General features: G+C 71.2%; 26 protein-coding genes. 16 read left to right on the top strand and 10 right to left on the bottom strand.

Going from position 1 to position 25,007, the window contains the following annotated elements:
• Window positions 1–45 precede the first annotated feature (45 nt).
• The gene (locus tag CYL12_RS14350) at window positions 46–933 is read left to right on the top strand and encodes a LacI family DNA-binding transcriptional regulator (protein ID WP_233486761.1); all 888 of its coding nucleotides are present in this window, start codon (window positions 46–48) and stop codon (window positions 931–933) included.
• Between the two features lie 11 nt (window positions 934–944).
• Here CYL12_RS14350 and CYL12_RS14345 read toward each other — a convergent pair whose 3' ends face one another.
• Window positions 945–1,754 (bottom strand): DeoR/GlpR family DNA-binding transcription regulator, encoded by an 810-nt coding sequence (locus CYL12_RS14345; protein ID WP_101848181.1) that lies wholly within the window; start codon window positions 1,752–1,754, stop codon window positions 945–947.
• Between the two features lie 80 nt (window positions 1,755–1,834).
• Between CYL12_RS14345 and CYL12_RS14340 the strand changes: the two genes are divergently transcribed.
• The 7 genes from CYL12_RS14340 (at window position 1,835) to CYL12_RS14310 (ending at window position 8,214) form a co-directional block, all read left to right on the top strand.
• On the top strand, window positions 1,835–2,809 hold the full coding sequence (locus tag CYL12_RS14340) for an acetylxylan esterase (RefSeq protein ID WP_101848180.1): 975 nt from the start codon (window positions 1,835–1,837) through the stop codon (window positions 2,807–2,809).
• Window positions 2,810–2,932: 123 nt separating this feature from the next.
• Window positions 2,933–3,508: a glucose-6-phosphate isomerase family protein gene (locus tag CYL12_RS14335; protein WP_025105385.1), complete on the top strand. Its 576-nt coding sequence runs from the start codon at window positions 2,933–2,935 to the stop codon at window positions 3,506–3,508.
• A 9-nt stretch (window positions 3,509–3,517) separates the two neighbouring features.
• Window positions 3,518–5,008, top strand: coding sequence for a xylulokinase (xylB, locus tag CYL12_RS14330; protein WP_101848179.1), 1,491 nt, complete (start codon window positions 3,518–3,520; stop codon window positions 5,006–5,008).
• Window positions 4,984–5,985: a phosphoglycerate dehydrogenase gene (locus CYL12_RS14325; RefSeq protein ID WP_199399140.1), complete on the top strand. Its 1,002-nt coding sequence runs from the start codon at window positions 4,984–4,986 to the stop codon at window positions 5,983–5,985. The genes xylB and CYL12_RS14325 overlap by 25 nt, the downstream gene beginning before the upstream one ends.
• A complete protein-coding gene (locus CYL12_RS14320) occupies window positions 5,982–6,926 on the top strand; it encodes a shikimate dehydrogenase family protein (protein WP_101848177.1) in 945 nt (314 codons plus the stop codon). The genes CYL12_RS14325 and CYL12_RS14320 overlap by 4 nt, the downstream gene beginning before the upstream one ends.
• On the top strand, window positions 6,926–7,894 hold the full coding sequence (locus tag CYL12_RS14315; protein WP_101848176.1) for a phosphotriesterase family protein: 969 nt from the start codon (window positions 6,926–6,928) through the stop codon (window positions 7,892–7,894). The genes CYL12_RS14320 and CYL12_RS14315 overlap by 1 nt, the downstream gene beginning before the upstream one ends.
• A 23-nt stretch (window positions 7,895–7,917) precedes the next feature.
• Entirely contained in the window at window positions 7,918–8,214 is a 297-nt protein-coding gene (locus CYL12_RS14310) for a putative quinol monooxygenase (RefSeq protein WP_101848175.1), read from the top strand.
• A 374-nt stretch (window positions 8,215–8,588) separates the two neighbouring features.
• Here CYL12_RS14310 and CYL12_RS14305 read toward each other — a convergent pair whose 3' ends face one another.
• The 4 genes from CYL12_RS14305 to CYL12_RS14290 form a co-directional block, all read right to left on the bottom strand.
• Window positions 8,589–9,590 carry an ABC transporter substrate-binding protein gene (locus CYL12_RS14305; RefSeq protein WP_101848174.1) on the bottom strand — a complete coding sequence of 334 codons (1,002 nt, stop codon included), beginning with the start codon at window positions 9,588–9,590 and terminating at the stop codon, window positions 8,589–8,591.
• A 134-nt stretch (window positions 9,591–9,724) separates the two neighbouring features.
• Window positions 9,725–10,759: an ABC transporter permease gene (locus CYL12_RS14300; RefSeq protein ID WP_199399139.1), complete on the bottom strand. Its 1,035-nt coding sequence runs from the start codon at window positions 10,757–10,759 to the stop codon at window positions 9,725–9,727.
• Window positions 10,759–12,261 carry a sugar ABC transporter ATP-binding protein gene (locus CYL12_RS14295; protein ID WP_101848173.1) on the bottom strand — a complete coding sequence of 501 codons (1,503 nt, stop codon included), beginning with the start codon at window positions 12,259–12,261 and terminating at the stop codon, window positions 10,759–10,761. Before CYL12_RS14295 ends, CYL12_RS14300 begins: the two co-directional genes overlap by 1 nt.
• A gap of 177 nt (window positions 12,262–12,438) precedes the next feature.
• Window positions 12,439–13,308 (bottom strand): sugar phosphate isomerase/epimerase family protein, encoded by an 870-nt coding sequence (locus CYL12_RS14290; protein ID WP_101848172.1) that lies wholly within the window; start codon window positions 13,306–13,308, stop codon window positions 12,439–12,441.
• 169 nt (window positions 13,309–13,477) lie between these two features.
• On the opposite strand from CYL12_RS14290, the gene CYL12_RS14285 reads away from it, so the two are divergent.
• Entirely contained in the window at window positions 13,478–14,479 is a 1,002-nt protein-coding gene (locus CYL12_RS14285) for a LacI family DNA-binding transcriptional regulator (RefSeq protein WP_101848171.1), read from the top strand.
• A 9-nt stretch (window positions 14,480–14,488) separates the two neighbouring features.
• Here the strand turns inward: CYL12_RS14285 and CYL12_RS14280 are convergent, their stop codons facing one another.
• Genes CYL12_RS14280 through CYL12_RS14270 form a run of 3 tightly spaced genes read right to left on the bottom strand, consistent with a single transcriptional unit; the run spans window position 14,489 to window position 17,184 of the window.
• A complete protein-coding gene (locus CYL12_RS14280) occupies window positions 14,489–14,908 on the bottom strand; it encodes an RbsD/FucU family protein (protein ID WP_101848170.1) in 420 nt (139 codons plus the stop codon).
• Window positions 14,909–14,933: 25 nt separating this feature from the next.
• A complete protein-coding gene (locus tag CYL12_RS14275) occupies window positions 14,934–15,902 on the bottom strand; it encodes an aldo/keto reductase (RefSeq protein ID WP_101848169.1) in 969 nt (322 codons plus the stop codon).
• Window positions 15,889–17,184 (bottom strand): L-fuconate dehydratase, encoded by a 1,296-nt coding sequence (locus CYL12_RS14270; RefSeq protein ID WP_101848828.1) that lies wholly within the window; start codon window positions 17,182–17,184, stop codon window positions 15,889–15,891. Before CYL12_RS14270 ends, CYL12_RS14275 begins: the two co-directional genes overlap by 14 nt.
• Before the next feature lie 123 nt (window positions 17,185–17,307).
• On the opposite strand from CYL12_RS14270, the gene CYL12_RS14265 reads away from it, so the two are divergent.
• Both CYL12_RS14265 and CYL12_RS14260 read left to right on the top strand, forming a co-directional pair.
• A complete protein-coding gene (locus CYL12_RS14265; RefSeq protein WP_101848168.1) occupies window positions 17,308–18,168 on the top strand; it encodes a fumarylacetoacetate hydrolase family protein in 861 nt (286 codons plus the stop codon).
• The gene (locus CYL12_RS14260; RefSeq protein ID WP_233486760.1) at window positions 18,165–18,941 is read left to right on the top strand and encodes an SDR family NAD(P)-dependent oxidoreductase; all 777 of its coding nucleotides are present in this window, start codon (window positions 18,165–18,167) and stop codon (window positions 18,939–18,941) included. The genes CYL12_RS14265 and CYL12_RS14260 overlap by 4 nt, the downstream gene beginning before the upstream one ends.
• 377 nt (window positions 18,942–19,318) lie before the next feature.
• Here CYL12_RS14260 and CYL12_RS14255 read toward each other — a convergent pair whose 3' ends face one another.
• Window positions 19,319–20,218, bottom strand: a complete 900-nt coding sequence (locus CYL12_RS14255; RefSeq protein ID WP_101848166.1) for an amidohydrolase family protein — start codon at window positions 20,216–20,218, stop codon at window positions 19,319–19,321.
• Window positions 20,219–20,265: 47 nt separating this feature from the next.
• Between CYL12_RS14255 and CYL12_RS14250 the strand changes: the two genes are divergently transcribed.
• Complete coding sequence (locus CYL12_RS14250) at window positions 20,266–20,943, top strand: FadR/GntR family transcriptional regulator (protein WP_101848165.1); 678 nt, start codon at window positions 20,266–20,268, stop codon at window positions 20,941–20,943.
• 4 nt (window positions 20,944–20,947) lie between these two features.
• On the opposite strand, the gene CYL12_RS14245 is transcribed toward CYL12_RS14250, so the two are convergent.
• Window positions 20,948–21,610, bottom strand: a complete 663-nt coding sequence (locus CYL12_RS14245; RefSeq protein WP_101848164.1) for a transaldolase family protein — start codon at window positions 21,608–21,610, stop codon at window positions 20,948–20,950.
• Between the two features lie 118 nt (window positions 21,611–21,728).
• Between CYL12_RS14245 and CYL12_RS14240 the strand changes: the two genes are divergently transcribed.
• Genes CYL12_RS14240 through CYL12_RS14225 form a run of 4 tightly spaced genes read left to right on the top strand, consistent with a single transcriptional unit; the run spans window position 21,729 to window position 25,005 of the window.
• Window positions 21,729–22,691, top strand: a complete 963-nt coding sequence (locus CYL12_RS14240; protein WP_101848163.1) for a ribokinase — start codon at window positions 21,729–21,731, stop codon at window positions 22,689–22,691.
• 14 nt (window positions 22,692–22,705) lie between these two features.
• Window positions 22,706–23,110, top strand: a complete 405-nt coding sequence (gene rbsD, locus CYL12_RS14235) for a D-ribose pyranase (protein WP_025105365.1) — start codon at window positions 22,706–22,708, stop codon at window positions 23,108–23,110.
• Complete coding sequence (locus tag CYL12_RS14230; protein ID WP_025105364.1) at window positions 23,110–23,922, top strand: GntR family transcriptional regulator; 813 nt, start codon at window positions 23,110–23,112, stop codon at window positions 23,920–23,922. Before rbsD ends, CYL12_RS14230 begins: the two co-directional genes overlap by 1 nt.
• 24 nt (window positions 23,923–23,946) lie before the next feature.
• On the top strand, window positions 23,947–25,005 hold the full coding sequence (locus CYL12_RS14225) for a PLP-dependent cysteine synthase family protein (protein WP_101848162.1): 1,059 nt from the start codon (window positions 23,947–23,949) through the stop codon (window positions 25,003–25,005).
• Window positions 25,006–25,007: the final 2 nt, after the last annotated feature.

Here is a 25,007-nt window from a genome sequence, read left to right as displayed (position 1 = left end):
ATCCGTCGTCCCGGCGGAGACCGTCGTCCCTCCAGGAGGCCGCAGGTGACCACCTCGCCCGGCGGCCGCGTGCTCCCCGTCGCGCGGGCCACCCGCACGGGACTCATCGCGCTCGCGGTGCCGCATCTGGAGGAGCCGTACTTCGCGGAGCTCGGCTCGCGCATCGTCCGCGGCGCCGACGACCGGGGCCTGGCGGTGCTCATCGTGCAGACCGAGGGCGACCACGGCCGCGAGATCGACGTCGCCAACGGCGTCGGCCTGCCGCCCATCGACGGGCTCATCCACATCCCGCGCTCGCTCACGGTCGCCGACCTCACGCGCCGCACCTCCCCCGGGCCGCTCGTGCTGCTGGGCGAGCACATCCAGGTGAGCCCGTTCACGCACGTGACGATCGACAACCGCGCCGCCGCCTACACCGCCACCGAGCATCTGCTCGCGGTCGGCTGCCGCCGCATCGGGTTCGTCGGACGCCGTGACGCCCGCCCCTCGGACGCCGCCGACCGTCGGCACGCCGGGTACCTGGAGGCTCTGTCCGCCGCCGGCATCCCGGTCGACCCCGCGCTCACCGCGCAGGTCGACGCCTTCACGGCCGAGGAGGGTGAGCGCGTCGCCGGGGCGATGGCCGCCACGATCCCCGATCTCGACGGCATCGTCTGCTCGAACGACTCGGTCGCCCTCGGTGCACTGGCCGCCCTCCAGGCCCAGGGACGGAGCGTGCCGGGCGACGTCGCTGTCGTCGGCATCGACGACATCCGCGCCGCGCGCTTCGCCGTTCCCGCTCTCAGCACCATCGCCCCCGACCACGCACGCCTCGTGGACGCGGCGTTCACCGAGCTGGAACGGCAGATCGCCGCGCCTCCGGGAGCCGACCTCCCGGTGCGGCACGTGACGGTCGGCGCCCGGCTGATCCCGCGGGCGAGCACGGCCCGATGACGGCGGCGGACTCAGTCCGCGAGGGCCGTCGCGAGCGCACGTTCGTCGCCGCCGTCCCGCGGCGCGATGTGCAGCGTGCCGACGTGCGCGGCGAGCAGCTCCCGCGCGGAGTCGTCGAGGCCGTCGTCGGTGACCAAGCGGTCGATGTCGCTGAGGTCCGCCACGGTCGTGAGCCCGACCACGCCCCAGCGGGTGTGCTCGGCGAGGACGACGACCTCCCGCCCCGCAGCCATGAGCGCCCGGTTGGTCTCGGCCTCCAGGAGGTTCATGGTCGTGATGCCGGCCTGCTCGTCGAGGCCGTGGGCGTCGAGGAACACGAGGTCGCAGTGCAGGTGCTCGAGGGCGCGCACGGCGACCGGTCCGACGAGGGCCTGCGACGGCGTGCGGACACCTCCGGTGAGCACGACCGTCTGCGTGTACGGAGCGTCCGCGCGATCCGGCGGCGAGAACAGGTCGGAGACCGGCAGGGCGTTCGTGACGATCGTGAGCTCGGGGACGCGCACGAGCTCCCGCGCGAGCGCCAGGGCGGTGGGTCCGCCGGAGATGCCGACCGCCATGCCCGGCTCGACGAGGCCCGCGGCCGCCGCGACGATCGCGCGCCGTTCCGCCGAGGCCGCCGGAGCCGGAACCAGACGCTGGAGGCCCCGCGCTCGCACGCCGCCGCGGATGCGCTCGACCGCGCCCTCCTCGGCCAGCTGATCGATGTCGCGCCGCACGGTCATCTCGCTCACCTGCAGCGTGGCCGCGAGCTCGCCGATGGAGGCGGTACCGCGATCGCGGGTCAGGGCGAGGATGCGCTCGCGTCGTTCCGTGACCAGCACGCGGTCTCCTTCCGATGGAGCCTCCAGTCTGCCACGCACCCCCGCCCGCCCCACTCCCGGAACAGGATCCCTCAGCCCGCATGACCTTCCCCGAGCCCTACGCCACCTGGTTCCCCGATGCCGCGTTCGACGGCAGCTACGGCCGGACCGAAGCCGACCTCCGCGCCGTCCTCCCCGTGCCCGCGCCGCCCGGTTTCGCCGACCGCTGGCGGCGCTGGCGGCGGGAGGCCGCCGCGGTGGACGCGGCCCCTGTGGTCCTCGCCACCTCCGAGGAGCACGGCCGCCGGGTGTCCGTCGTCGAGCATGGCGGCGTCGACGGCGTGCGGCTGCGAGCGTGGGTGGTCGAGCCCCTTCACAGCCCTCCCCGCGCGGGCGTCGTGCACGGGCACGGCTACGGGGGTCGGGAGGCGGTCGATCTCGCCCGGGTGCCGGACGATATGGCGGCGATCTATCCCGTGGCCCGCGGGCTCGGCGTGCTGAACGCCGGGATCGGAGCCCCGGAGCCGACCCCGGAGCACGTGCTCGCGGGCATCGACGATCCCGAGCGCTACGTGCTCGGCCTGTGTGCCCGTGACCTGTGGCTGGCGGCCGACGTGCTCGTCTCGTTCGTCGGCGCCCTTCCTCTCTATTACGTCGGAGAGAGCTTCGGGGGCGGCATCGGCGCGCTCGCCCTGCCGTGGGACGACCGGTTCGTGGGGGGCACCCTCATCGTGCCGAGCTTCGGCCAGTACGACGAACGACTGGCGGTTCCCTGTCTGGGGAGCGGGGAGACGGTGCGCCAGCACGTGCAGCGCCACCCCGAGGCACGGGAGGTGCTGCGCTGGTTCGACTCCTCCACGAGCATCGGCTTCGCGACGGTGCCGGTCCGGGTGGAGGCGGCGCTGTGGGACCAGTACGTGCCCCCGCAGGGACAGTTCGCGGTCGCCGCCGGGGCGCGCGACCTCGACCTCGCGGTCCTTCCCGCCGGTCACGCCGAGTACCCGGGGTCGGCGGACGTGACGGCGGGCGCCATCCGCGGCGGGCGCGAGCACCTGGAACGGGTGCTCGGCGGCTGACGGCCATCGCGCGCGCGGCCTGCTCCGCGCAGGAGAGCACTGGACGCAACCTGTCATAACAGGTACAGTGAGCTTGTCATTACAGGTTGCGCGACGACGCAGCACCCGTTTCGAGGAGCATGGATGCCCGAGTACCAGACCCCGCCGATCTCCCCGATGGCGATCGCCTTCGACGCCGAGAAGCTCACCCTCTCCCCCGAAGGCCCCACCCTGACCCGGCGGATGTCCGACCTCGAGGGCCTGTTCCGCGACCACGACGCCTGGGCGGCCGCCGCCGCGGGCGAGGACCCGATCGTCTACACGGTCGTCAGCTCCCCTGTCCCCGAGATCGAGCGGGAGCTGCCGCAGTCGATCACCACGATCATGCCCGGCGACACGGGCGGCGAGCTCTGGATGACCAAGGGCCACCAGCACCCCGACCACCAGGGCGAGATCTACCTCGCGCTGCACGGCCGCGGCGGACTGCTCATGTTCGACGGCGAGCGCACCGAGTGGCTCGACATGCTCCCCGGCACCATCGGCTACATCCCGCCGGGCTGGGCGCACCGCTCCGTGAACACGGGCGACGAGCCGTACTCGTTCCTCGCCGTGTACCCCGGGGGCGCCGGCCACGACTACGGCTGGGTGCTGGAGCACGGCATGGGCTCGCGGGCGTTCCGCGCGGAGTCCGGCGTCGACCTGCGCCCCTACGCGGAATAGGCTCCGGCCATGATCATCGCCCACGACCTCGGCACCACCGGGAACAAGGCGTCCCTGCATCACGACGACGGTCGTCCGATCGCCGCGGTCACCGTGCCGTACCCGGCCCACTTCGCGGCCGGCGGCGTCGCCGAGCAGGACCCGGCCGACTGGTGGCACGCGGTCGTCACGGCGACCCGCGACCTCCTCGCGCGCACCGGCACCGCCGCCGCCGAGGTCGCCGGCCTCGTGGTCAGCGGACAGATGATGGGAGCCGTGCTGCTCGACGCCGAGGGCGAGCCCGCGCGGCCCGCGATCATCTGGGCCGACACCCGCGCCGGCGCCCAGCAGCGCGAGCTCGAGGCGGCGGTCGGCGCCGCGCGCGCTTACGGGATCCTCGGCCACCGCCTGAACCCCACCTACTCCCTCGAGAAGATCATGTGGGTGCGCGACAACGAGCCCGCGGTGTGGGAGCGCGTGCGCCGGGTGTGCGTCGCCAAGGACTTCATCGTGCTGCGGCTGACCGGGCGCCTCGCCACGGACCGCTCGGACGCCTCCGGCACCAACGCGTACGACCAGGTCGCCGGCACCTGGTCGCCGGAGATCCTCGCCGCTGCGCGGCTCGACCCCGCGCTCTTCCCCGAGATCCTGGAGTCGACGCAGATCGCGGGCCCCCTCACGCCCGCCGCGGCCGAGGCGCTCGGGCTCCACACCGGCGTGCAGGTCGTGATGGGCGGCGGCGACGGACCGCTCGCCGCCGTCGGCTCCGGCGTCGTGGCCCCGGAGGACGGCGCCTACGTGTGCCTCGGCACCTCCTCGTGGATCTCCTTCGCGGCGGACGCCCCGCTGCACGACCCCGCGATGCGGACCTTCACGTTCGACAACGTCGTGCCCGCGTCGTTCGTGCCGACCGCGACCATGCAGGCCGGCGGCGCCTCGGTGCAGTGGATCGCCGAAGCCCTCTCCGTCGACCCCGCGCACCCGGAGACGGGGCGCCTCGTCGCCGAGGCCGCGAGCGACATCGACACCGACGACCTCTACTTCCTCCCCTACCTGCTCGGCGAGCGCTCCCCGCTGTGGGACCCGGATGCGCGCGGGGCCTTCGTCGGTCTCGCCCGCCACCACGGGCGGGCCCACCTCGTGCGCGCGGTCCTGGAGGGGACGGCGTTCAACCTCCTCACCTGCATCCAGGCGTTCCGCGAGGCCGGCGCGACCATCGACCGCATCGACGCGGTCGGCGGCGGGGCGCAGAGCGACGTCTACCTCGCCGTCCTCGCCGACGTCTGGGGCGTGCCCGTCCGCCGCCGCACGATCGTGGAGGAGGCGAACAGCCTCGGCGCTGCGGTCACGGGCGCCGTCGGCCTCGGCCTGACCGAGTTCTCGGCCGCCCGAGCGCTCAGCGAGGTCACCGCCGAGTTCACGCCCGACCCGTCCCGGCATGCGGTCTACGCCGAGCGCCACGCCCGCTTCACCGACGCGTACACGGCCCTCGCACCGTGGTTCGCCGGAAGGCCGCGCTGATGGGCGTCATCCTCGTCACGAGCCGCTCCTTCTCGGACGGCGACCTCGACCTGGTCGGGCGCGCCGCGCAGGCCGGACACCGCATCCTCCGCGGGCCGGCCCATCACGACCTCGACGAGCTGCGCGTGCTGCTGCACGGCGCCGACGCCTGGATCGCCGGCACCGGACCGGTCACCGACGCGCACCTTGCCGCCGGCCCGAAGCTCAAGGTCGTGGCGCGCTACGGGGTCGGCACGGAGGCGGTGGACCTCGCGGCGGCGCGCGACCGCGGCATCCCGGTCACGAACACCCCGGGCGCGAACGCGGATGCGGTCGCCGACCATGCGGTCGGCCTCATGCTCGCCGCCCTGCGCACGATCCCGGACGGCGACCGCCGCGTGCGGACCGGCGACTGGAGCGTGCGCCGCGGGCGGGAGCTCGGCGCCGCGACCGTCGGCATCGTCGGCTTCGGACGGATCGGCCAGGGGGTCGCGCGGCGACTGGGCGGGTTCGGTCCGCGGCTGCTCGCCTCCGACCCGTTCCTGCCCGCCGACCTCGTGCGGGACCGCGGCGCCGAACCCCTCGACCTCGACGTCCTGTTCCGCACCGCCGATGTGATCACGCTGCATGCCCCCGGTGGTCAGCGCCTCGTCGACGCCGAGCGCCTCGCCGGGATGCGACCGGGCACCGTGCTCGTCAACACCGCTCGCGGCGACCTCGTGGACGAGCGGGCCGTGGCCGACGCGCTCCGCGACGGCATCCTCGCCGGGTACGCGGCCGACACGCTCGACGGCGACACCGCCGCGCACGGCAGCCCCCTGCTCGCCGCGGACCTCGCCGACCGTGTCATCGTCACCCCGCACCTCGGCGCCCAGACCACCCAGGCCGTCGACAACATGGGGGCGCTGTCCCTCGATGACGTGATCGCGGTCCTCCGCGGCACCGACCCCGCCCACCCCGTGCCCCTACCCGCGTCCGCTCTCGAGGAGAACCGATGACCACCGCCGCGACGTCCGCCCTTGCCACCGCCGACTACATGGGCTTCGTCGGCGTCACCACCGCCTCGTCGTCGATCATGAAGGTGTTCCCGCTGTGGGCCGACATCCTCGGTCTCCCCACCCGGACCCTCGTCGGCCACGACCTGCCGATGGATGCCGACCCCGCGCAGTACCGCGCCATGGTCGAGCAGATCCGCGACGACCCGCACCACCGCGGCGCGCTGGTCACCACGCACAAGATGAACGTGTACGCGGCGGCGTCCGACCTGTTCGACGAGCTCGACCCGTTCGCTGTGTCCTGCGCCGAGGTCTCCAGCATCGCCAAGCGCGGGTCCACGCTGTCCGGCCGTGCGAAGGACCCGATCACGGTCGACCTGGCCCTGCGCGACTTCCTCCCCGCCGACCACTTCGCGCGCACCGGGGCCGAGGTCGTCATCCTGGGTGCGGGCGGATCGGGCACCGCGCTGAGCTGGGCCCTCGCCGAGCGGGAGGATGCCCCGGCCCTCCTCACCGTCACCGCGCGCACGCAGGACAAGCTCGACCACCTCCGCGAGGTGCACCGCCAGCACGGCACCCCCGAGGGACTGCTCCGCTACGTCGTCACCGAAACGCCGGAGGAGGCCGACGCCCTGGTCGCCGCCGCGCCCGCGGGATCGGTCATCGCGAACGCCACCGGGCTCGGCAAGGACCGACCGGGTTCCCCGCTGACCGACGCCGTCGTGTTCCCCGAGGGCGCGTACGTGTGGGAGTTCAACTACCGCGGGTCGCTGGAGTTCCTGCACCAGGCCGAGGCGCAGCACGACGGCCGCGGGCTGCACGTGGTCGACGGGTGGCGGTACTTCATCCACGGCTGGTCGCAGGTCGTGGCGGACGTGTTCGACCTCGACCTCACGCCCGAGATCGTCGAGCGCCTCGCGGAGGCTGCGGAGTCGGTGCGCTGATGCCCACCGTGCGGACCGTCCTCGGCGACATCGACCCGTCGCAGCTCGGGCGCGTGGACTACCACGAGCACCTCTTCCAGGTGTCGCCGCTGCTGGTCGGGGACGAGCTCGACGACGAGGCCGCGTCCGGCGAGGAGGCAGGTCTGCTGCGGGCGAGCGGCTTCGAGGCCATGGGCGACGCCACCCCGTTCGGCCTCGGTCGCGACCCCGCCGCCGTCGCTCGCATCAGCGCCGCGACCGGGCTGCATGTCGTCGCGACGACCGGCCGACACCGTGAGGCCCACTACGGCCCCGACCACCCGATGCAGGTGTGGGGTTCGGACCGCCTCGCCGCCCTGTTCGTGTCCGACCTCACGCGGGGGATGCCGGCGGACGACGCGGCGGTGTTCGAGACGCCCGACGTGCCCCTCGCCGCGGGTCCCGACGGGCAGCCCGTCCGCGCCGGCATGCTCAAGGGCGGGGCCGACTACTGGCGCCTCAGTCCGTTCGAGCGGACGACCCTGGTCGCCGTCGCCCAGGCGCACCGGGAGACGGGAGCCCCCGTCATGGTGCATCTGGAGTTCGGCACCGCGGCCCACGAGGTCCTCGACCTGCTGGGAGCCGAGGGGGTGCCGGCGGATCGCGTCGTGCTGGCTCACGCCGACCGCGACCCCGACCCCGGTCTGCACGTCGCGCTCGCCGAGCGCGGCGCCCACCTCGGCTATGACGGCTTCGCCCGGCCGCGCACCCGCTCCGACGCCGAGCTGCTGGCACTCACGGTCGCCGTGGTGGAGCGAGGGGCCGGCGACCGGATCCTGCTCGGGGGCGACGTCGCCCGTCGCACCCGGTACATCGCCTACGGTGGCATGCCGGGTCTCGCCTACCTCGGCGACCGCTATCTCCCCCGGCTCCGCGAAGCCGTGGGTGACGACGCCGTGCACCGGATGCTCGTGACGACGCCGGCGCGTCTCCTGACCCTCCGCCCCTGACCACCCGAACCCGAGGAGTCGTCATGTCCGAACCCACCGTCCTCCACGCCGTCTTCACCGCGCAGCCGGGAGCCGCCGACCGGGTCGCCGCGCTGCTGCGGGACTTCGCCGAGGTCGTCCGCGCCGAGGAGGGCAACATCGTCTTCGACGCTCACCGCCTCGTCGACGACCCCGACCGCTTCTTCGTCTACGAGGTCTACCGCGACGAGGACGCCTTCCAGGCCCACCTCCACGCACCCGCCGGCATCCCCTTCAACGCCGCCCTGCAGGAACTCATCGTCGAGCCCACGTCGATCCTCACGTTCCTCCGCCCCCTCTGACCCCGCCCCTCTTCCCCACTCCGTCTCCCCTCTCCGTCTCCCTGTTTCACCTGCACGACCTCGCCACGCCCGCACGCCCCGTTCCGGCCTCCCGTCGCGCCCCCGTCCCCCCGTCGTGCATCCGTCCCACCCCCTGCCCCGCCCTCGGTCGCATCCCCGGCCCGGATCAGCCCAGACTTACCCGAGACCGACCCGACCTCGGACCCTATTCATCTGCACGACCCCGAGACGGGTGCACGAGGAAACCGGGGTCCGATCGTGCAGCCGCCCCGGGATCGTGCATGCGGATCACGGATCGACCACGGACCGGAGCCGGAGTTCCCCCGCACACGACGAAGCCCCCCGCCCGAAGGCGAGGGGCTCCGTGGTGGGGGTCACTCGTAGAGGACCGCGGCGATCTTGTCATCCTCGATGTTGTCCGCGTCGTACCAGTAGGAACCGGTGTCGTAGAACTCCTCGACGTCGTCGCCGTTGGCCGCGTCGTACGCCGCCTGCACGACCTGGGCACCGATGCCGATCGGGTCCTGCGTGATGGCGCCGGCCATGGTGCCGTCCTTGATGGCGTTGATCTGGGCCGCGCCGGAGTCGAAGCCGACGATGGTGATCTTGCCCTTCTCGAGGCCGAGCTCGTTCGCGGCGTTCACGACGCCGATGGCCGAGCCCTCGTTGGTGCCGTAGATGCCCTTGAGGTCCGGGTGGGCCGCGATGAGCGTCTTGGCGATGTCCGCCGACTTCAGGTGGTCGCCGTCACCGTACTGGATGTCGACGATCTCGATGTCGGGGTAGTCCGCCTCGATCTTCTCGACGAAGCCGTCGCGACGCTCGACACCCGTCGAGTTGATCTGCGAGTGGCCGACGATGGCAACTTCGCCCTCGCCGCCGATCAGCTCGGCCATGTGCTCGGCCGCCAGCGCGCCGGCGACCTTGCTGTCGGTCGCGGAGAGGCTGAGTCCGACGTCGCCGTTGCACGGGGCGTCGAAGTAGACGACCGGGATGTCCTTCGACTTCGCCTGCTCGAGCGGGGCGACGCACGCCTCGGGGTCGAGGGCGGCGTAGGCGATGGCGTCCGGGTTCTTGTCGATCGCGGCGGTCAGCATCTCGAGCTGCTGCGCGATCTCGGTCTCGGCGGCCGGGCCCTCGAAGGTGATCTTGACGCCCAGCTCCTGGGCCTTCTCCTCCGCACCCTTCTTGACGGCCTGCCAGAACTGGTGCTGGAAGCCCTTCGAGACCATGGCGATGTACATCTCGCCGTCGCCGCTGCCGGTGTCGCCGCCTGAGCCCTCTTCGATCACGTCGCCGCCGCCGGCACAGCCGGCGAACACGAGCGCGGATGCGGCCACGAGTGCCGCGAATGCGGTCTTCTTGCCGAATTTCATGGAAACTCCGTTGTTCTGTGTGGGTGCCGGCCAGGACCGGCGGGTGGACATTCGTGGTGCCTGTGCGGAGGGTTCCGCGGGGTCCGGCCGGAGCCGGGGACGGCGGCGGGCACGGGTTTCGCCGCCGCCGTGTCTCAGGTCCGCTGGCGGTTGCGCAGCGAGTCGAGGAAGACGGCCAGCAGGACGACGACGCCGACGACGATGTTCTGCCACTCGGGCTGGATCGACATGATCCGCAGGCCGTTGACGAGGACGCTCATGATGAGCGCGCCGATCACGGTGCCGAGGATCGAGCCGCGGCCGCCGAGCAGCGAGGTGCCCCCGATGATCACGGCCGCGATGGCCTGCAGCTCGTAGCCCGTGCCGATCTGCGGTTGTGCCGAGTCGAGGCGGGCGGCGATCACGATGCCCGCGATGCCGGTGAAGGCGCCGGCGAACATGTAGATGAGGATCGTCCAGCGGCGGGTGTTGACGCCGGAGAGGCGCGTGGCCTCCTCGTTCGATCCGATCGCGAACGTGTACCGGCCGAGCAGCGTCTTCGACAGCACGAGCCACGCGACGATCGCGAGGGCCGCGGTGATGAGCACCGCGTTCGGGATGCCGGGGATGAGAACGCCGAGCGCGATCTTCTTGAAGTCGGGAGCCGAGGTCGAGAAGTAGATCGGCGCGACGTTCGAGATCACGAGGGCGAGGCCGCCGGCGATCATCATCATGGCCAGCGTCGCGATGAACGGAGGCAGCCGAAGGAACGTGATGTTCACGCCGTTCACGAGCCCCATGAGCACACCTGTCGCGATGCCGCCGATCACGCCGATCCACACGGGCAGGCCCATGTTGGTGATGAGCACACCGGTCATCACGGCGCAGAGTGCCATGCCAGTGCCGATCGACAGGTCGATGCCGCCGGTGATGATGACGAACGTCGTGCCCAGGGCGAGGATGCCGATGACCGCGGTCGACAGCAGCACCGTGGCGATGTTGCTGAACGTGAAGAAGTTCGGGCTGGCGATCGAGAAGAAGATGACCAGGACGATCAGGGTGCCGAACGCGAGCGACTGCTGGAACTGCCGCTTGAGGAACCCGGCGACGTCGCGCTTGTCGGTGTCCTCGTTGACGGCCGTCTGGATGATCGTCGTCGTCGACGATCCGGACTGCTGTGGGGTGCTCATCAGTCTTCCTCCCCGTGGGCTGCGAGTTGCATGATCTTCTCCTGGCTGGCTTCCTCGTTGCGGAGTGTCCCGGTGATGCGGCCGTTCGCGAACACGGCGATGCGGTTCGCGACCCGGAGGATCTCGGGGAGCTCCGACGAGATGACGATGATGGACTTGCCCGCGTCGGCGAGCTGCTGCATGAGGCGGTAGATCTCCTCCTTCGCGCCGACGTCGATGCCTCGCGTCGGCTCGTCGAAGATGAGGATGTCGCAGTCGCGCATCAGCCACCGGGCGATGACGACCTTCTGCTGGTTCCCTCCGGAGAGGAGCTTGACGACCTGGTTGACCGAGGGGGTCTTCACCCGCAGCTGCTGGACGTACTCCTTGGTACGGTTCTTCGCCTTGCTGTCACCCATCCAGCCGATGCCGTTGGCGTAGGAGCCGAGCGAGGCGAGCACGGTGTTGAAGGTGACGTCCTGCTCGAGCATGAGGCCGAGCAGCTTGCGGTCCTCGGAGAGGTAGCCGACGCCGTGCTTGACCGCGTCCGCGGGCTGCGCGATGCGGGCGGTGCGGCCGCTGATCGTGATCGTGCCGCCGTCACGGTGGTCCGCGCCGATGACGGCGCGCGCGGTCTCGGTGCGGCCGGCGCCCATCAGCCCCGCGAATCCGAGGATCTCGCCCTTGTGCAGCTGGAACGACACGTCCTTGAGGAGCTTCCGCGTGGACAGCCCCTGCACGTCGAGCACCACGGGGTCGTTGAGGTGCTCCCGCGCCTGCGGACGCGTGCCCTCGTCGATCACGCGGCCGACCATCATCTCGATGATCGTCGGAATCGTGATCTCGGACCTGTCGAGTGATCCGATGTATGTGCCGTCGCGGAGCACGGTCACCCGGTCCGCCAGGCGGCGCAGCTCGTCCATGCGGTGCGAGATGTAGACGATGCCGGTGCCGCGCGCCTTGAGCTGCTCGATGAGCACGAAGAGGGTCTCGACCTCGCTGTCGGTGAGAGCCGACGTCGGCTCGTCCATGATGAGGACCTTGGCGTTGAAGGACAGCGCCTTGGCGATCTCGACCATCTGCTGCTCCGCCACCGTCAGCTCGCCCACGCGCTGGCGGGGGTCGAGGTGGATGTCGAGGCGCTGCAGCAGCTCGGCTGTCTGCCGGTTGAGCTTCCGCTCCGAAAGGAACGGGCCCGTCGTGGGCTCGCGGCCGACATAGATGTTCTGTGCGACCGTGAGGTCAGGCATCAGGTTGAGCTCCTGATGGATGATCGTGATCCCCAGCTCCTGCGCCTGCAGCGGGCTGGTGAGCTCGACCTCCTGCCCTTCGAACGTGATCGTGCCCTCGTCCTTGGTGTAGATCCCGGAGAGGATCTTCATCAGGGTGGACTTGCCGGCACCGTTCTCACCCACGAGCACGAGCACCTCGCCGGCGCGCACCTCGAGATGCACGTCCTTCAGCGCCTGGACACCGGGGAATCCCTTGCTGATCCCCTCGACCCTCAGGATGGGTCCACTCATGCGCTCACCTGCTTCCTTGAAGGTTCTGTCGCGATTGCGGCGGACCATTCCGCCGTAAACATCGGATCAATTCTGCGACCTGCACCCGGGTCAGTGCAAGTTGTATCTAAATGTATCTAACGATGGGCGGCGAGGGAAGACCTGTAATAACATCTTGGTCTCGAACCGCCGCCGGCGTCAGTGGAGGCGGATCGAGTCGACCGCGACGAGTTTGTCGCGGATGTAGGCGTTCGCGTGGGCACCCAGCTCGTCGTTGTCGGTCCAGAGGTTCCGCCAGATGCCGAGCATGCGGCTGAGGTCGGGCGCGACCACCGCCGAGGAGAACGACTCGAACACGATGGGGCCGTCGTAGCCGATGCGCCCGAGCGCCTTGAAGAACGTGTCGAAGTCGACCGTCCCTGTGCCGAGATAGCCGCGGTGGCTCTCGCCGATGTGCACGTACCGCAGGGCGGGAGCCGCATCGAGCACCGGCGCGAACATGTCCGACTCCTCGATGTTCATGTGGTACGTGTCCAGGTGGATGCCGAGGTTGAGGCGGTCGATCTCGCCGAGGTACGCCAGCGCCTGCCGCGCGGTGTTCAGCACGTTGGTCTCGTACCGGTTCACGACCTCGAGCGAGACCGAGACTCCCCGCTCAGCGGCGTGGTCGGCCACCCGGGCGATGGTCCGGCGGCTCGAAGCGAGACCCTCGGGCGTGACCGGATCCATGTACTTCTTCATGGCGCTGTAGATCACGCCGCAGAAGTGCGTGCCCCCGAGCTCGGCGAGCACGTCGACCGCGCGGAGCAGGAGCGCCTCGCCCGCGGCGACCACGGCCTGGTCGCCGCTGGTGATGTCGGTCTCGTCGGAGAGCCCGAGCGAGGCGCTGACCGCGAGTCCGTGCTCCGCGAGGGCGGCCTGGGCGGCGGCGACGTCGAACGAGAACGGGTCCATGAGCGGGAACTCGATGAGGTCGAAGCCCGCCTGCTTCGTCTTCTCCACCGCGAGGCGGATGCCGTCCGCGTCGAAGGTCCCCGTCCAGACGAGTCCGTGGCAGCCGATGTTCATGAGCGCTCCTCCGGCGGGTGTCCGGCACCGTCGCCGCACGGACTTGGCACGTTACAAGTCCGGTGTTCGAGTCACGCTACGTCCCGTCTGCCCGGAGGTCAAGGACTTTCTTGGCACGTTACAAATCGTCGGATACTCTGAGTCATCCGGTTCGATGACGAGGAGTTCCATGCCTGCGAGCGTGAAGGACGTCGCCGCTCTCGCGGGCGTCTCCGCGTCGACGGTCTCGAACTACCTCAATCACCCGCACGTCCTCGGCGCCGCCAGCCGCGAGCGGGTGCGCGCCGCGATCGCCGAGCTCGGCTTCGTGCCGAACGAGTCGGCCCGTCAGCTCCGCGCCGGGTCGAGCAAGGCCCTCGCCCTCATCCTCCTCGACGCCTGGCTGCCGTACTTCAACGACCTCTCCCGCGGAGTCGACGACGTGGCTCGTGAGGGCGGCTGGTCGCTCTTCTTCAGCGACAGTGCGCGGGATGCCGCGCGCGAGGAGCAGAACATCGACATGTTCGAGGCCCACCGGGTGCAGGGCATCGTCATCTACCCGCGCGGCGATGTCCTGCCGCGACTCGAGCAGCTCGCGACCCGCGGGATCCGCGCGGTGGTCGTCGGCCCCATTCGCGATTCCCCCTCGGTCGCCGCGGTCACCTTCGACGACCGCGGCGGCGGGCGGCTGGCCGGCGAGCATCTGCTCTCTCTCGGCCGGCGCCGCATCCTGTTCCTCGGCGCCTCGACCGTGAGCCAGTCGAATGACCGTCTGGCCGGGCTGCGCGACGCGGTGGCGGAGACCGACGCGCGGATCTCCGTGCTCGACGTGGAGCATCTCACGACCGAGGACGGTCTCCGTGCCGGCGCAGGCCTCGTCGACCTCCCGGCGGAGAAGCGCCCCGACGCGGTCTTCGCCGCGAATGACGGGGTGGCCCTCGGCGTGCTCACGCAGCTCCTCCGCCACGGCATCCGCGTGCCGGAGGAGATCGCCCTCGTCGGGTTCGACGACGTCGCCGCCGCGCATCAGAGCGTGGTGCCGCTGACGAGCGTCCGCCAGCCGGGCTATGAGATCGGCCGCGCCGCCGGGGCCGCGCTGCTGCAGCTCCTCGCCGATCCGACCGCCGCGCCTCCGGCGCCCACGCCGTTCCCCGCCGAGCTCATCGTGCGAGAGTCCACCGTCGGGCGCTGAACCCCCGGGTCAGGCGGAGGGGTGACCGACCACGCCCTTCCGCAGCAGTGCGTTGCCGTACTTGCGTGTCTCGCCGGTGCGCACCATCAGATACGCCTCCTTCGCGACCTCGTAGTACGCGAAGCGCTCGACGAAGCGCGTGGTGTCGACCTCCGTGCCGGCGGCGGCCATGAGTTCGCGCTGCACGTCCAGCACCTCGCCGTCGGCCGAGGTCATCAGATCGATGCCGGGAGCATCGTCGAGCGGCAGCACGCTGCGGATGGCAGCGACGACCTCCGGCGTCGTGGTGCCGGGAAGATCGACCACCCGCGCCCCGAGACCCCAGGCCGGGAAGTGCGCGTCGGCGACGACCACGGCGTCGGAGTGCCCCATGCGGTCGAGATGCAGCAGCAGCTCCCCGGTCAGCAGCGGGTGGATTCCTTCGAGCACGGCGGCTCCTCTCGGTGGATGGAGGTCAGGATGCGGGGATCAGGCTCTCGGCCGCGAGGTTCTCCCACAGCGCCGACGGGATCTCTTGGGCAGCGTACTCGGCGTTCTGCCGCAGCTGCGCCGGGCGACTGCCGCCGACCACCACGGAGCGCACCACGTCGGACTGGAGCGGGAACTGGATCGCCGCGGCCGGCAGCGGCACGTCGTGATCGGCGCACACCGCGGCGATGCGCACGAGGCGGTCCCACAGCTCGTCGGGGAGCTGCCCGTACTCGTACCGGCCGTCCCGACGCGGCTCGTTCGCCGCGAGGAGTCCGGAGTTGAACACCGACGCCGCGACGATCCCGGTGCCCGTCTCCCGGCACGCGGGCAGCACGTCGACGGCGGCGGGCTGCTCCAACAGCGTGTACCGACCGGCCACCATCACGAGGTCGAGGTCGGCGGACCGCACCGACGCCGCCAGGGCGTCCGACACCATCGAGCCGATGCCGATCGCCGTCACCTCGCCGTCCGCGCGCAGCTGCTCCAGGGCGGGAAGGGCCTCGGCCAGCGCGAGGTCGAGGTCGTGCCGCTCCGGGTCGTGCAGGTAGAGGAGGTCGATGCGCTCGATGCCGAGCCGCTCGCGGGACTCCTCCAGGCTCGCCCGGATGCCGTCGGCCGAGAAGTCCCACACGCGCCGGAGGTCGTCCGGCACGTGGAAGTCGTTGGCGGTGTCGAGCCCGCCATCATGGTCGGGGTTCGGGCGCAGCAGCCGGCCGACCTTGGTCGAGAGCACGTACTCGTCCCGCGGCTTGGTCCGCAGGAAGGCTCCGAGTCGGCGCTCGGAGAGTCCGAGGCCGTAGTGCGGAGCGGTGTCGTAGAAGCGGATGCCGCTCTCCCACGCCGCGTCCAGCACGGCCCACGCGTCGTCGTCGGACAGCTCACGGAAGAGGTTGCCGACGTTCGCGGCACCGTAGCCGAGGGCCGGGACGGTCAGGCGGTCAGGCGTGGACATGCGCGCCCGTCCAGGTGTACTCCGCGATGCTGTCGGCCTTCATCTCCATGCCCGTGCCCGGTGCGGTGGGAGCCATGTAGGAGCCGCCCTGGATGTCGGTCGGCACGACGAAGTGCTCGTGCAGGTGGTCGACGAACTCGATCAGGCGGCCCTCGCGGGTGCCGGAGACGGCGACGAAATCGAACATCGACAGGTGCTGCACGGCCTCGCACAGCCCGACGCCGCCGGCATGCGGGCACACCGGCACGTCGAACTTCGCCGCGAGCAGCAGGTTGGCGATGTTCTCGTTGACTCCCGCGACGCGGACGGCGTCGATCTGCATGACCGAGATCGCGTCGGCCTGCAGGAGCTGCTTGAAGATCATCCGGTTCTGCGCGTGCTCACCGGTGGCAACCCGGATGGGCGCGACGCCGCGGGCGATCTCAGCGTGGCCGAGGATGTCGTCGGGGCTCGTGGGCTCCTCGATCCAGGCGGGGTGGAACTCGGCGAGCGCGTTCACCCATTCGATCGCCTCGGACACCTCCCAGCGCTGATTGGCGTCGATCGCGATGGGGAAGTCTGGGCCGCACACCTCGCGCGCCTTCCGGAAGCGGCGGATGTCGTCGTCGAGGTCCGCGCCCACCTTGAGCTTGATCTGCGTGAACCCGTCGGCCATGGCCTCGCGGGCGAGGCGCTCGAGCTTCTCGTCGGAGTAGCCGAGCCAGCCGGGGCTCGTCGTGTAGCCGGGGTAGCCGGTGGCGAGGAGCTGCTGCTCGCGCTCGGCCCGCCCGGGCTCCGCCGCCCGCAGGATCTCCAGCGCCTCCTCGCGGGTGAGGGCGTTGGTGAGGTAGCGGAAGTCGACGAGGTCGACGAGCTCCTCCGGGGTCATCCGGGCGAGCAGCTGCCAGAGCGGCAGGCCCGCGCGCTTGGCCTTGATGTCCCACAGCGCGTTGACGACCGCGCCGATGGCCATGTGCATGACGCCCTTCTCCGGTCCCAGCCAGCGGAGCTGCGAGTCGCCGATGATCTCGCGGAACGTGCCGCCCATGTCGTCGAGCAGCGGCTCGATCTCGCGCCCGACGAGGTGCCCGGCGAGCGCGTCGATGGCGGCGACCTGCACGTCGTTGCCGCGGCCGATCGTGAAGACGAAGGCGTGCCCCTCGATGCCGTCGCCGGCGTCCGTGCGGACGATGACGTACGCGGCGGAGTAGTCGGGGTCCGGGTTCATCGCGTCGGAGCCGTCCAGGCTCAGCGACGTGGGGAAGCGGATGTCGGTGGTGTCGAGGGCGACGATACGGCTCACGGGGTTCCTCTCCATGCGCGGGTCATTCTTCCGCGCGGATCTCTTGGAGTGTAAACATCCGATGTCTATACTGTCAACGAGACCGGCCGCTGAGCAGCGGCCTCCCGAACGATCAGGAGAATCATGAAGTTCGCGCGGCTCGGCACCCCGGGGGCGGAGATCCCCGTCCTCCTGGAGGGTGACCGCTACCTCGACCTCCGCCCGGTGACATCCGATGTCAACGGCGACTTCCTTGCGGGAGACTTCGTCGCCCGCGTCGCCGCCGCCCGCGACGCCGGGGAGCTCTCCGAGCTGCCGGACGCCGCGACGATGCGCATCGGCGCCCCGATCGCCCGCCCGAGCGCGGTGATCTGCATCGGGATGAACTACGCCGCCCATGCCGCGGAGTCGGGGTCGGAGCCGCCGACCATCCCCATCATCTTCCTCAAGACCCCCAACACGGTCGTCGGCCCGAACGACACCGTGACGATCCCACGCGGGAGCGAGAAGACCGACTGGGAGGTCGAGCTCGGCATCGTCATCGGCACCCGCACCGCGTACCTCGACTCCCCGGAGGAGTCGATGGCGCACGTCGCCGGCTTCGTCGCCGCGAACGACGTGTCGGAGCGGGACTTCCAGATGGCGGTCTCCGGCGGGCAGTGGTCGAAAGGCAAGATCGCCTTCGGCTTCAACCCCACGGGTCCGTGGCTGGTCACGCCCGACGAGGTGGACCATCAGTCGCTCGGCCTCCGCAGCTTCGTGAACGGCGAGCCGCGACAGGACTCGAACACGAGCGACATGATCTTCACGGTCGAGCAGATCGTGCACCACCTGTCGCAGTACGTGACGCTCGAGCCCGGTGACCTGATCCTCACGGGCACCCCGCAGGGCGTGGCCCTGTCCGGCAAGTACCCCTACCTGGCGGCGGGCGACGTGGTCGAGATCGAGATCGACGGCCTCGGCCGTCAGCGCCAGGACTTCATCGCATGGGAGGCAGAGAAGTGACCCTTCGACAGGCTCAGGGACCCGACGCCGGCACGGATGGCCTCGTGGCCATCGTCACCGGTGGCGCCTCCGGCATCGGCGCGGCGATCGCCGACCGTCTGCACGAGGACGGCGTCATCGTCGCGGTCCTCGATCGTGACACCACCCACGCCGACGAGCGGTTCGCCGCGTTCACCGCCGACGTCTCCGACCGCGCGAGCGTGGACGCCGCCGTCACCGCCGTCGCCGAGCGCTTCGGCCGCATCGACATCGTCGTCAACAACGCCGGCATCGGCGCACAGGGTGACATCGCCGCGAACGACGACGACGAGTGGGCCCGCGTCCTCTCCATCAACGTCACCGGCATCGCACGGGTGACCTCGGCAGCGCTGCCCTGGCTGCGGAAGTCCCCCGCCGCCGCGGTGTGCAACACGGCGTCGATCGCCTCCACGACCGGGCTCCCGCAGCGGGCGCTGTACTCCGCGTCGAAGGGCGCCGTGTCGGCTCTGACCCGCGCGATGGCCGCCGACCACCTGCGCGAGGGTATCCGTGTCAATGCGGTCAACCCCGGCACCGCCGACACGCCCTGGGTCGGACGACTGCTCGATTCCGCGACTGACCCCGCCGCCGAGCGGGCCGCGTTGGAGGCACGACAGCCCCACGGGCGCCTGGTGAGCCCCGACGAGGTCGCCGCCGCCGTCGCCTACCTCGTGAGCCCCGCCGCGGGTTCCACCACGGGCACCTTCATCGAGGTCGACGGGGGGATGGCGCAACTCCGCCTCCGCCCCGAGTGACCCGATCTTCCGACGGCCCGACGGCCCGGTGTCTCCCCGCGAGACCCCGGGCCGTCCCCGTCCCGTCCTGCCCGTCCCCCGTCCCCCAGGCCCAGCCGGGATCAATTCCGCCCCTCCGCCCCGCCCCGCACGCCCCTTTCTCATCCCGCACGCCTCCTCACGCCGCCGGCAGGATCAGAAACGCTCCCCCATCGCGCTGCCGCGGACCGTTTCTCATCCCGCGCCCCAAGGCGCTCCCCGGTTACGACCGTGAGCGGCTTCCGGTACGACCGTAAGCGGTACGGCGCGCACGCGACCCGGGATCGAATACGGGCCCGCGTAAGTCCCCGGAGGTGGCATCCTGCACCCGCGCGGGGAGCCGGAGGGGGAGGGCGGGACTAGAGGGAGTAGAAGGAGGTGGCGGTGGCGTGGAAGAGGGCGTCGTGATCGATGCCGCGGGAGGCGGCCCACGTCGCCACCGCGTCGGCCCAGCGGCTGCGGGCGGACGGCTGGTACGCGGGCGCGCCGTCGGCGGACGCGCGTGGGTCGTCCGGCTCCACGGAGCCGACCGCCGACACGGGCCAGTCGCTCCCCCACATCAGGCGCTCGGGACCGAAGACGTCGGCCGCGGTGTCGAGGAAGGGCTCGAGCTGCGCGAGGCTCCAGTCCCCTCCGGCCTCCGCCGGCAGTCCGGACACCTTGCAGAACACCTCGGGGTGTCGCGCGAGCTCGGCGAGGTCGCGCTCCCACTCCACGGAAGGCGGGAGCGGGGCAGAAGCCGTCCCGACCTCCGGCTTCCCCAGGTGATCGAGCACGATCCGCAGCTCGGGGATCGCGCCCGACAGTCGCGCGAGGTCGGGGAGCTGCGCGGCACGCACGCACGCGTCGAAGGTCCACCCGTGCGCCGCGACCTCGCGGGCTCCGGAGATGAAGGCGGACGAGAGCATCACGCCGTCCGGCTCCCCCTGCAGCAGATGGCGCACCCCGACGACCAAGGGCTCCGCGGTGAGGCTCTCCAGGTGCACCGTGGTGTCGGTGCCGCGGTCGAGCCGAGCGCCGGCGACGATGCCGACCACCCCGAGGCGTTCCGCCTGCCCGGCCACCCACCGGACCTCGGCGAGGAAGTCGTCCTCAGCGGTCTCGGCCTGCACGAACACGGCCCGCTCGTCCGTGGCCTGCTCCACCCGCGCACGCTCGAGCTCGTCGGCTCCGAAGCGCCTCGCGAGCGGCCCTTCGAGCCACGTGTACCCGAGGGCTTCCGGATCCCACAGGTGCAGGTGCGAGTCGAGGATGCGCATGCCCCCATCCTGCCGCAGACATCGGATGTTGTGCGAGGATGAGCGCCATGGCAGTCACGGACGAGGCGATCGAGAAGATCAAGGCGATGATCGTGTCGGGCGAACTGGCCCCCGGCGATCGCCTGCCCCCGGAGAAGGAGCTCTCCGAGCGCCTCGGCCTCTCCCGCAACTCGATGCGCGAAGCGGTCAAGGCGCTGGAGGTCATCCGCGTGCTGGACGTGCGCCGCGGGGACGGCACCTACGTGACGAGCCTGGAGCCGCACCTGCTGCTGGAGGCGATCGCGTTCGTCGTCGACATGCACGACGACGACTCGATGCTGGAGATGTTCGCCGTCCGCCGGATGCTCGAATCGCAGGCCACCGGTCTCGCGGCCACCCTCGGCACGGACGAGGCGATCGCGACCCTGCAGGAGGAGGTCGAGGCCGTCGACGCCTCCGTCGGGATCGAGGAGCTCGTCGATCACGACATCCGCTTCCATCGCGAGATCGTTGGCATGGCGGGCAACGCCTACCTCGCGAGCCTCATCGAGCACCTCAGCAGCCAGACGGTCCGGGCGCGCGTCTGGCGGGGACTCACGGAGGGCGGCGCCGCGGAGCGCACGCTGTCGGAGCACCGCGCCATCGCCGATGCCATCGCCCAGCGCGACTCGGCGCTGGCGACCTCCCTCGCCACGGCCCACATCGCGGGTGTCGAGCGGTGGCTGCGGCAGGCCGCTTCGGCCTGAGCCGTCAGGCCCCGAGCCGCTGCATCGCGGCGTCGAACTCCGCCGCCGAGCTGTCGCTCACCTCGTGGAACAGCAGCTGGTCGAGCACGTCGGGCGCGGCGGTGAAGTAGGGGACTCCGGCTGCGCGCAGCCCGGTGATGTCGTCGGCGGAGCGCAGGGAGGCGGCGAGGACGTTGGCGGCGCTGCCCGCGCACATCTCCTGCATCCGGGCGATGAGCGCGTCGCCGTCCATGCCCGCGTCGCGCATACGCCCCAGATAGGGCGCGATGTACTGGGCGCCGATCGAGGCGCACGCGAGCGCCTGCGCGACGGAGTAGACCGCGGTGACGAGGACCGTGGCGCCGTCCCGGACGAGGGCGGAAGCCGCCGCGAAACCCGCTGCGGTCGCGGGCACCTTGACCGCAACGCGTTCGCCGAGCGCGCGGATGCCCTCCGCGTTCCGGAGGAAGGAGGCGGTGTCACCACCCCACGTCTGGAAGAACACCTCCCGAGCGCCCTCCTCGACCCAGCGGGCGTAGAGGTCGGGCATCTCCGCGGCCGTCCGCCCGCCACGCTCGAGGATCGTGGGGTTCGTCGTGACGCCGTGCACGACCCCTGCGGAGAGCAGCCGCGCGACACGGTCGGTGTCAGCGCTGTCGACGTACAGGCGGGGCGCGATCGCGGTCATCGGGGTCTCCTCGCGGGCAACCTGTCGTTACAGGTGGGGCTTCGGCTAATGTAATGACAGCTCCCGAACCTTGTCAAAGACCGGGAGTCCCGCGCTGTCGAGGAGGATCAGGAGCGAGATGACACCCGAACACCCCGGCGACCGCTCCGGCGTCGTCATCGTCGGCAGCGTGACGGCCGACGTCACGACCTTCTCCCAGCGGCTCCCCGCCCGCGGCGAGACCATCCTCGGCGACGAGTTCACGCTGATGCTCGGCGGCAAGGGCGCGAACCAGGCCGTCGCGGCGGGACGCTCCGGCGCCCGCACGAGCTTCGTCGGCTGCGTCGGCGACGACCTGTTCCACGATCTCGTGGTGGACGGGCTCACCGCCGCCGGCGTCGACCTCGCGCACCTGCGCACCGTGCCGGGCCCGACCGGCATCGCGCACATCCGCGTCGACGCCTCCGCGCAGAACGACATCGTGATGGTGCCGCTCGCGAACGCCGCCCTGAGCACGGGACAGATCGACGAGGCCCTCGCGGCTCTGGCCCCCACGACCTCGGTGCTGCTCACCCAGCTCGAGACCCCGTCCGCGCTGACCGCCCACATCACGGCCCGCGGCCGCGAGCACGGGATGACCGTGATCCTCGATCCGGCACCGGCTGCGGAGCTGGCACCGGAGATCTGGCGGAGCATCGACATCGTCACCCCGAACGAGACCGAGGCATCGCTCATCAGCGGCATCGAGGTGACAGATGCCGCGTCCGCCGAGCGCGCCGGGCACTGGTTCCTGGAGCAGGGCGTCGGCGCCGCCGTCATCACCCTGGCCGGGCAGGGGTCCTGCGTCGTCACCGCCGAGGGCGCCACCGTCGTCCCGCCGTTCCCCGTGGAGGCCGTCGACACCACCGCCGCGGGCGACGCCTACGCCGGCTACCTCGGTGCCGCGCTCGCGAGCGGAGCGGCCCTCACCGATGCGGTGCGGCTGGCGACCGCCGCGGGCGCCCTCACCGTCACGGAGCAGGGGGCCTCACCGAGCCTCCCCCACCGCGCCGACGTCGAGGCCTTCCTCGCCGCGCGCACCGCGGCCCCCGTCGCGAACTGAACCAGGAGCACACGATGCGCAAGACCTCGACCACGATCAACCCCGCGCTCTCCCGCGTCATCAGCGAGACCGGGCACACCGATCTGATCGTCGTGACGGACGCCGGGCTGCCGATCCCGCCGGGCTCCGAGCGCATCGACCTCGCCTACCGTCCCGGCGCTCCCGCGTTCCTCGACGTGCTCGACACGGTGCTCGCGGAGCTCGTGGTCGAGGGGGCGACGGTGTCGGCCGAGGTCGCCGAGAAGAGCCCGGAGGTGCTCGATGCCCTGCGCGAGCGCTTCGCCGACGCAGGCTTCGAGATCGAGCTCGTCCCGCACGTCGAGTTCAAGGAGCGCACGCACGCCGCCCGCGCCTTCGTGCGCTCGGGGGAGTTCACCCCGTACGCGAACGTGATCCTGCACGCGGGGGTGGCGTACTGATGTCTCTCATCGAGGACGCGATCGACCGCCACAGCGCGGCTCCCATGTACGACCAGCTCCGGCAGCTGATCATCGACGGCATCGCCCGCGACGGTCTGCAGCCGGGCGATCCTCTTCCCGGCGAGCACCGGCTGTGCGAGCGCTACGGCATCTCCCGCACGGTCGTGCGCCAGGCGCTCGCCCAGCTCGAGCACGAGGGACTCGTCGAGCGCGTGAAGGGCAAGGGCACCTTCGTCTCCCGTCCGCGCACCAGCGAGAGTCTCGTGCACACGCTGGTCGGGCTGTACGACGACGTCGAGCGGCGCGGCGGCCACGTGCACAGCGACGTCCTCCGGCACGAGCAGACCGTCGCCGACGAGGAGGTCGCCCTCGCCCTGGAGGTTCCGGTCGGATCGCCGGTGATCGTGCTCGAGCGGCTGCGGCACGTCGACGGCGAGCCCTGGTCGCTCTCCACCACGTGGATGCCGGAGGCGGTGGGGGCGGTGACGCTCGGCGCCGACCTCACCGAGGCGTCGCTGTACCGGCTGCTCGCCGACCACGGCATCATCGCCACGCACGGCGTCCGCTCGGCCGAGGCGACGGTCGCCACGCACGAGCAGGCTCAGCACCTCGGTGTGAGCGCCGGCTCCGCCCTCCTGCGCCTGCGCAGCATCAGCCGCAGTGAGGACGGGCTGCCGATCGAGTACTTCATCGCGTACCACCGCGGCGACCGCTCGCGCTTCGAATTCCAGCTCCAGCAGGAGCAGTCCCAGGCGTCGTTGATGCACGTGGACGGATCGGGCGGCGCCTCCCCCGCGGGCACGGTGGGCTGACAGCAGCCCCGGTACGCTCGAGGCATGAGCGACTGGACCAGCACCGCGATCGCCCTGCTGGAAGCCGATGCCAACCGCAGCGCCGACACACACCTGCACCTGTTCCCGCTGCCGCTGGAGTGGGGCATCGACCTCTACCTCAAGGACGAGTCGGTGCACCCGACCGGCTCGCTCAAGCACCGCCTCGCGCGCTCCCTCCTCCTCTACGGGCTCGTCAACGGGCGCATCCGTGAGGACACGACCCTCGTGGAGTCCTCGAGCGGGTCGACCGCGGTGTCGGAGGCCTACTTCGCCCGCATGCTGGGGCTGAAGTTCATCACGGTCGTGCCTCGGTCGACGGTGCAGGAGAAGATCGACCTCATCGAGTTCTACGGCGGAACCTGCCACTTCGTCGACCGTCCGGAGGACATGTCGTCCGAGGCGCAGCGCCTGGCGGCGGACTGCACCGGGCACTACCTCGACCAGTTCACCTTCGCCGAGCGCGCGACCGACTGGCGCGGCAACAACAACATCGCTGAGAGCGTGTTCAGCCAGCTCGCCCAGGAGCGGCATCCGATCCCCCGCTGGATCGTCACGGGCGCCGGCACCGGCGGCACCAGCGCCACGTTCGGCCGCTATGTGAAGTACCGTCGCCATGACACCCGGATCGCCGTCGTCGATCCCGAGGGCTCGGCCTTCTACGACGGCTGGGCGGGCACGGTCGACCCGCCGGCCGGACGCCCGAGCCGCATCGAGGGCATCGGGCGGCCACGGGTGGAGGCCTCGTTCGTGCCGTCCGTGATCGACGAGATGATCCAGGTCCCTGACGCGGGCTCCATCGCCGCGATCCGCCTCCTCCGCGAGCGCACCCTGCACTGGGCGGGCGGCTCCACCGGCACGAACCTCTACGGCGCATTCCAGCTCATCGCCCGGATGCGTGCCGCGGGCGAGACCGGCAGCGTCGTGACCCTGATCTGCGACAGCGGTGTGCGGTACGCCGGCACGTACTACTCGGACGAGTGGGTTGCGCACCAGGGGTGGGATCTCGCGCCGCACCGTGCGCGGTTGGAGCGGTTCCTGGAGACCGGGGTCTGGGCCGAGTGATC

This window comes from Zhihengliuella sp. ISTPL4, assembly GCF_002848265.1.
Lineage (GTDB): Bacteria > Actinomycetota > Actinomycetes > Actinomycetales > Microbacteriaceae > Microbacterium.
The sequence above is the reverse complement of the archived record's forward strand: the minus strand, read 5'-3'. Positions and strand labels throughout refer to the sequence as shown.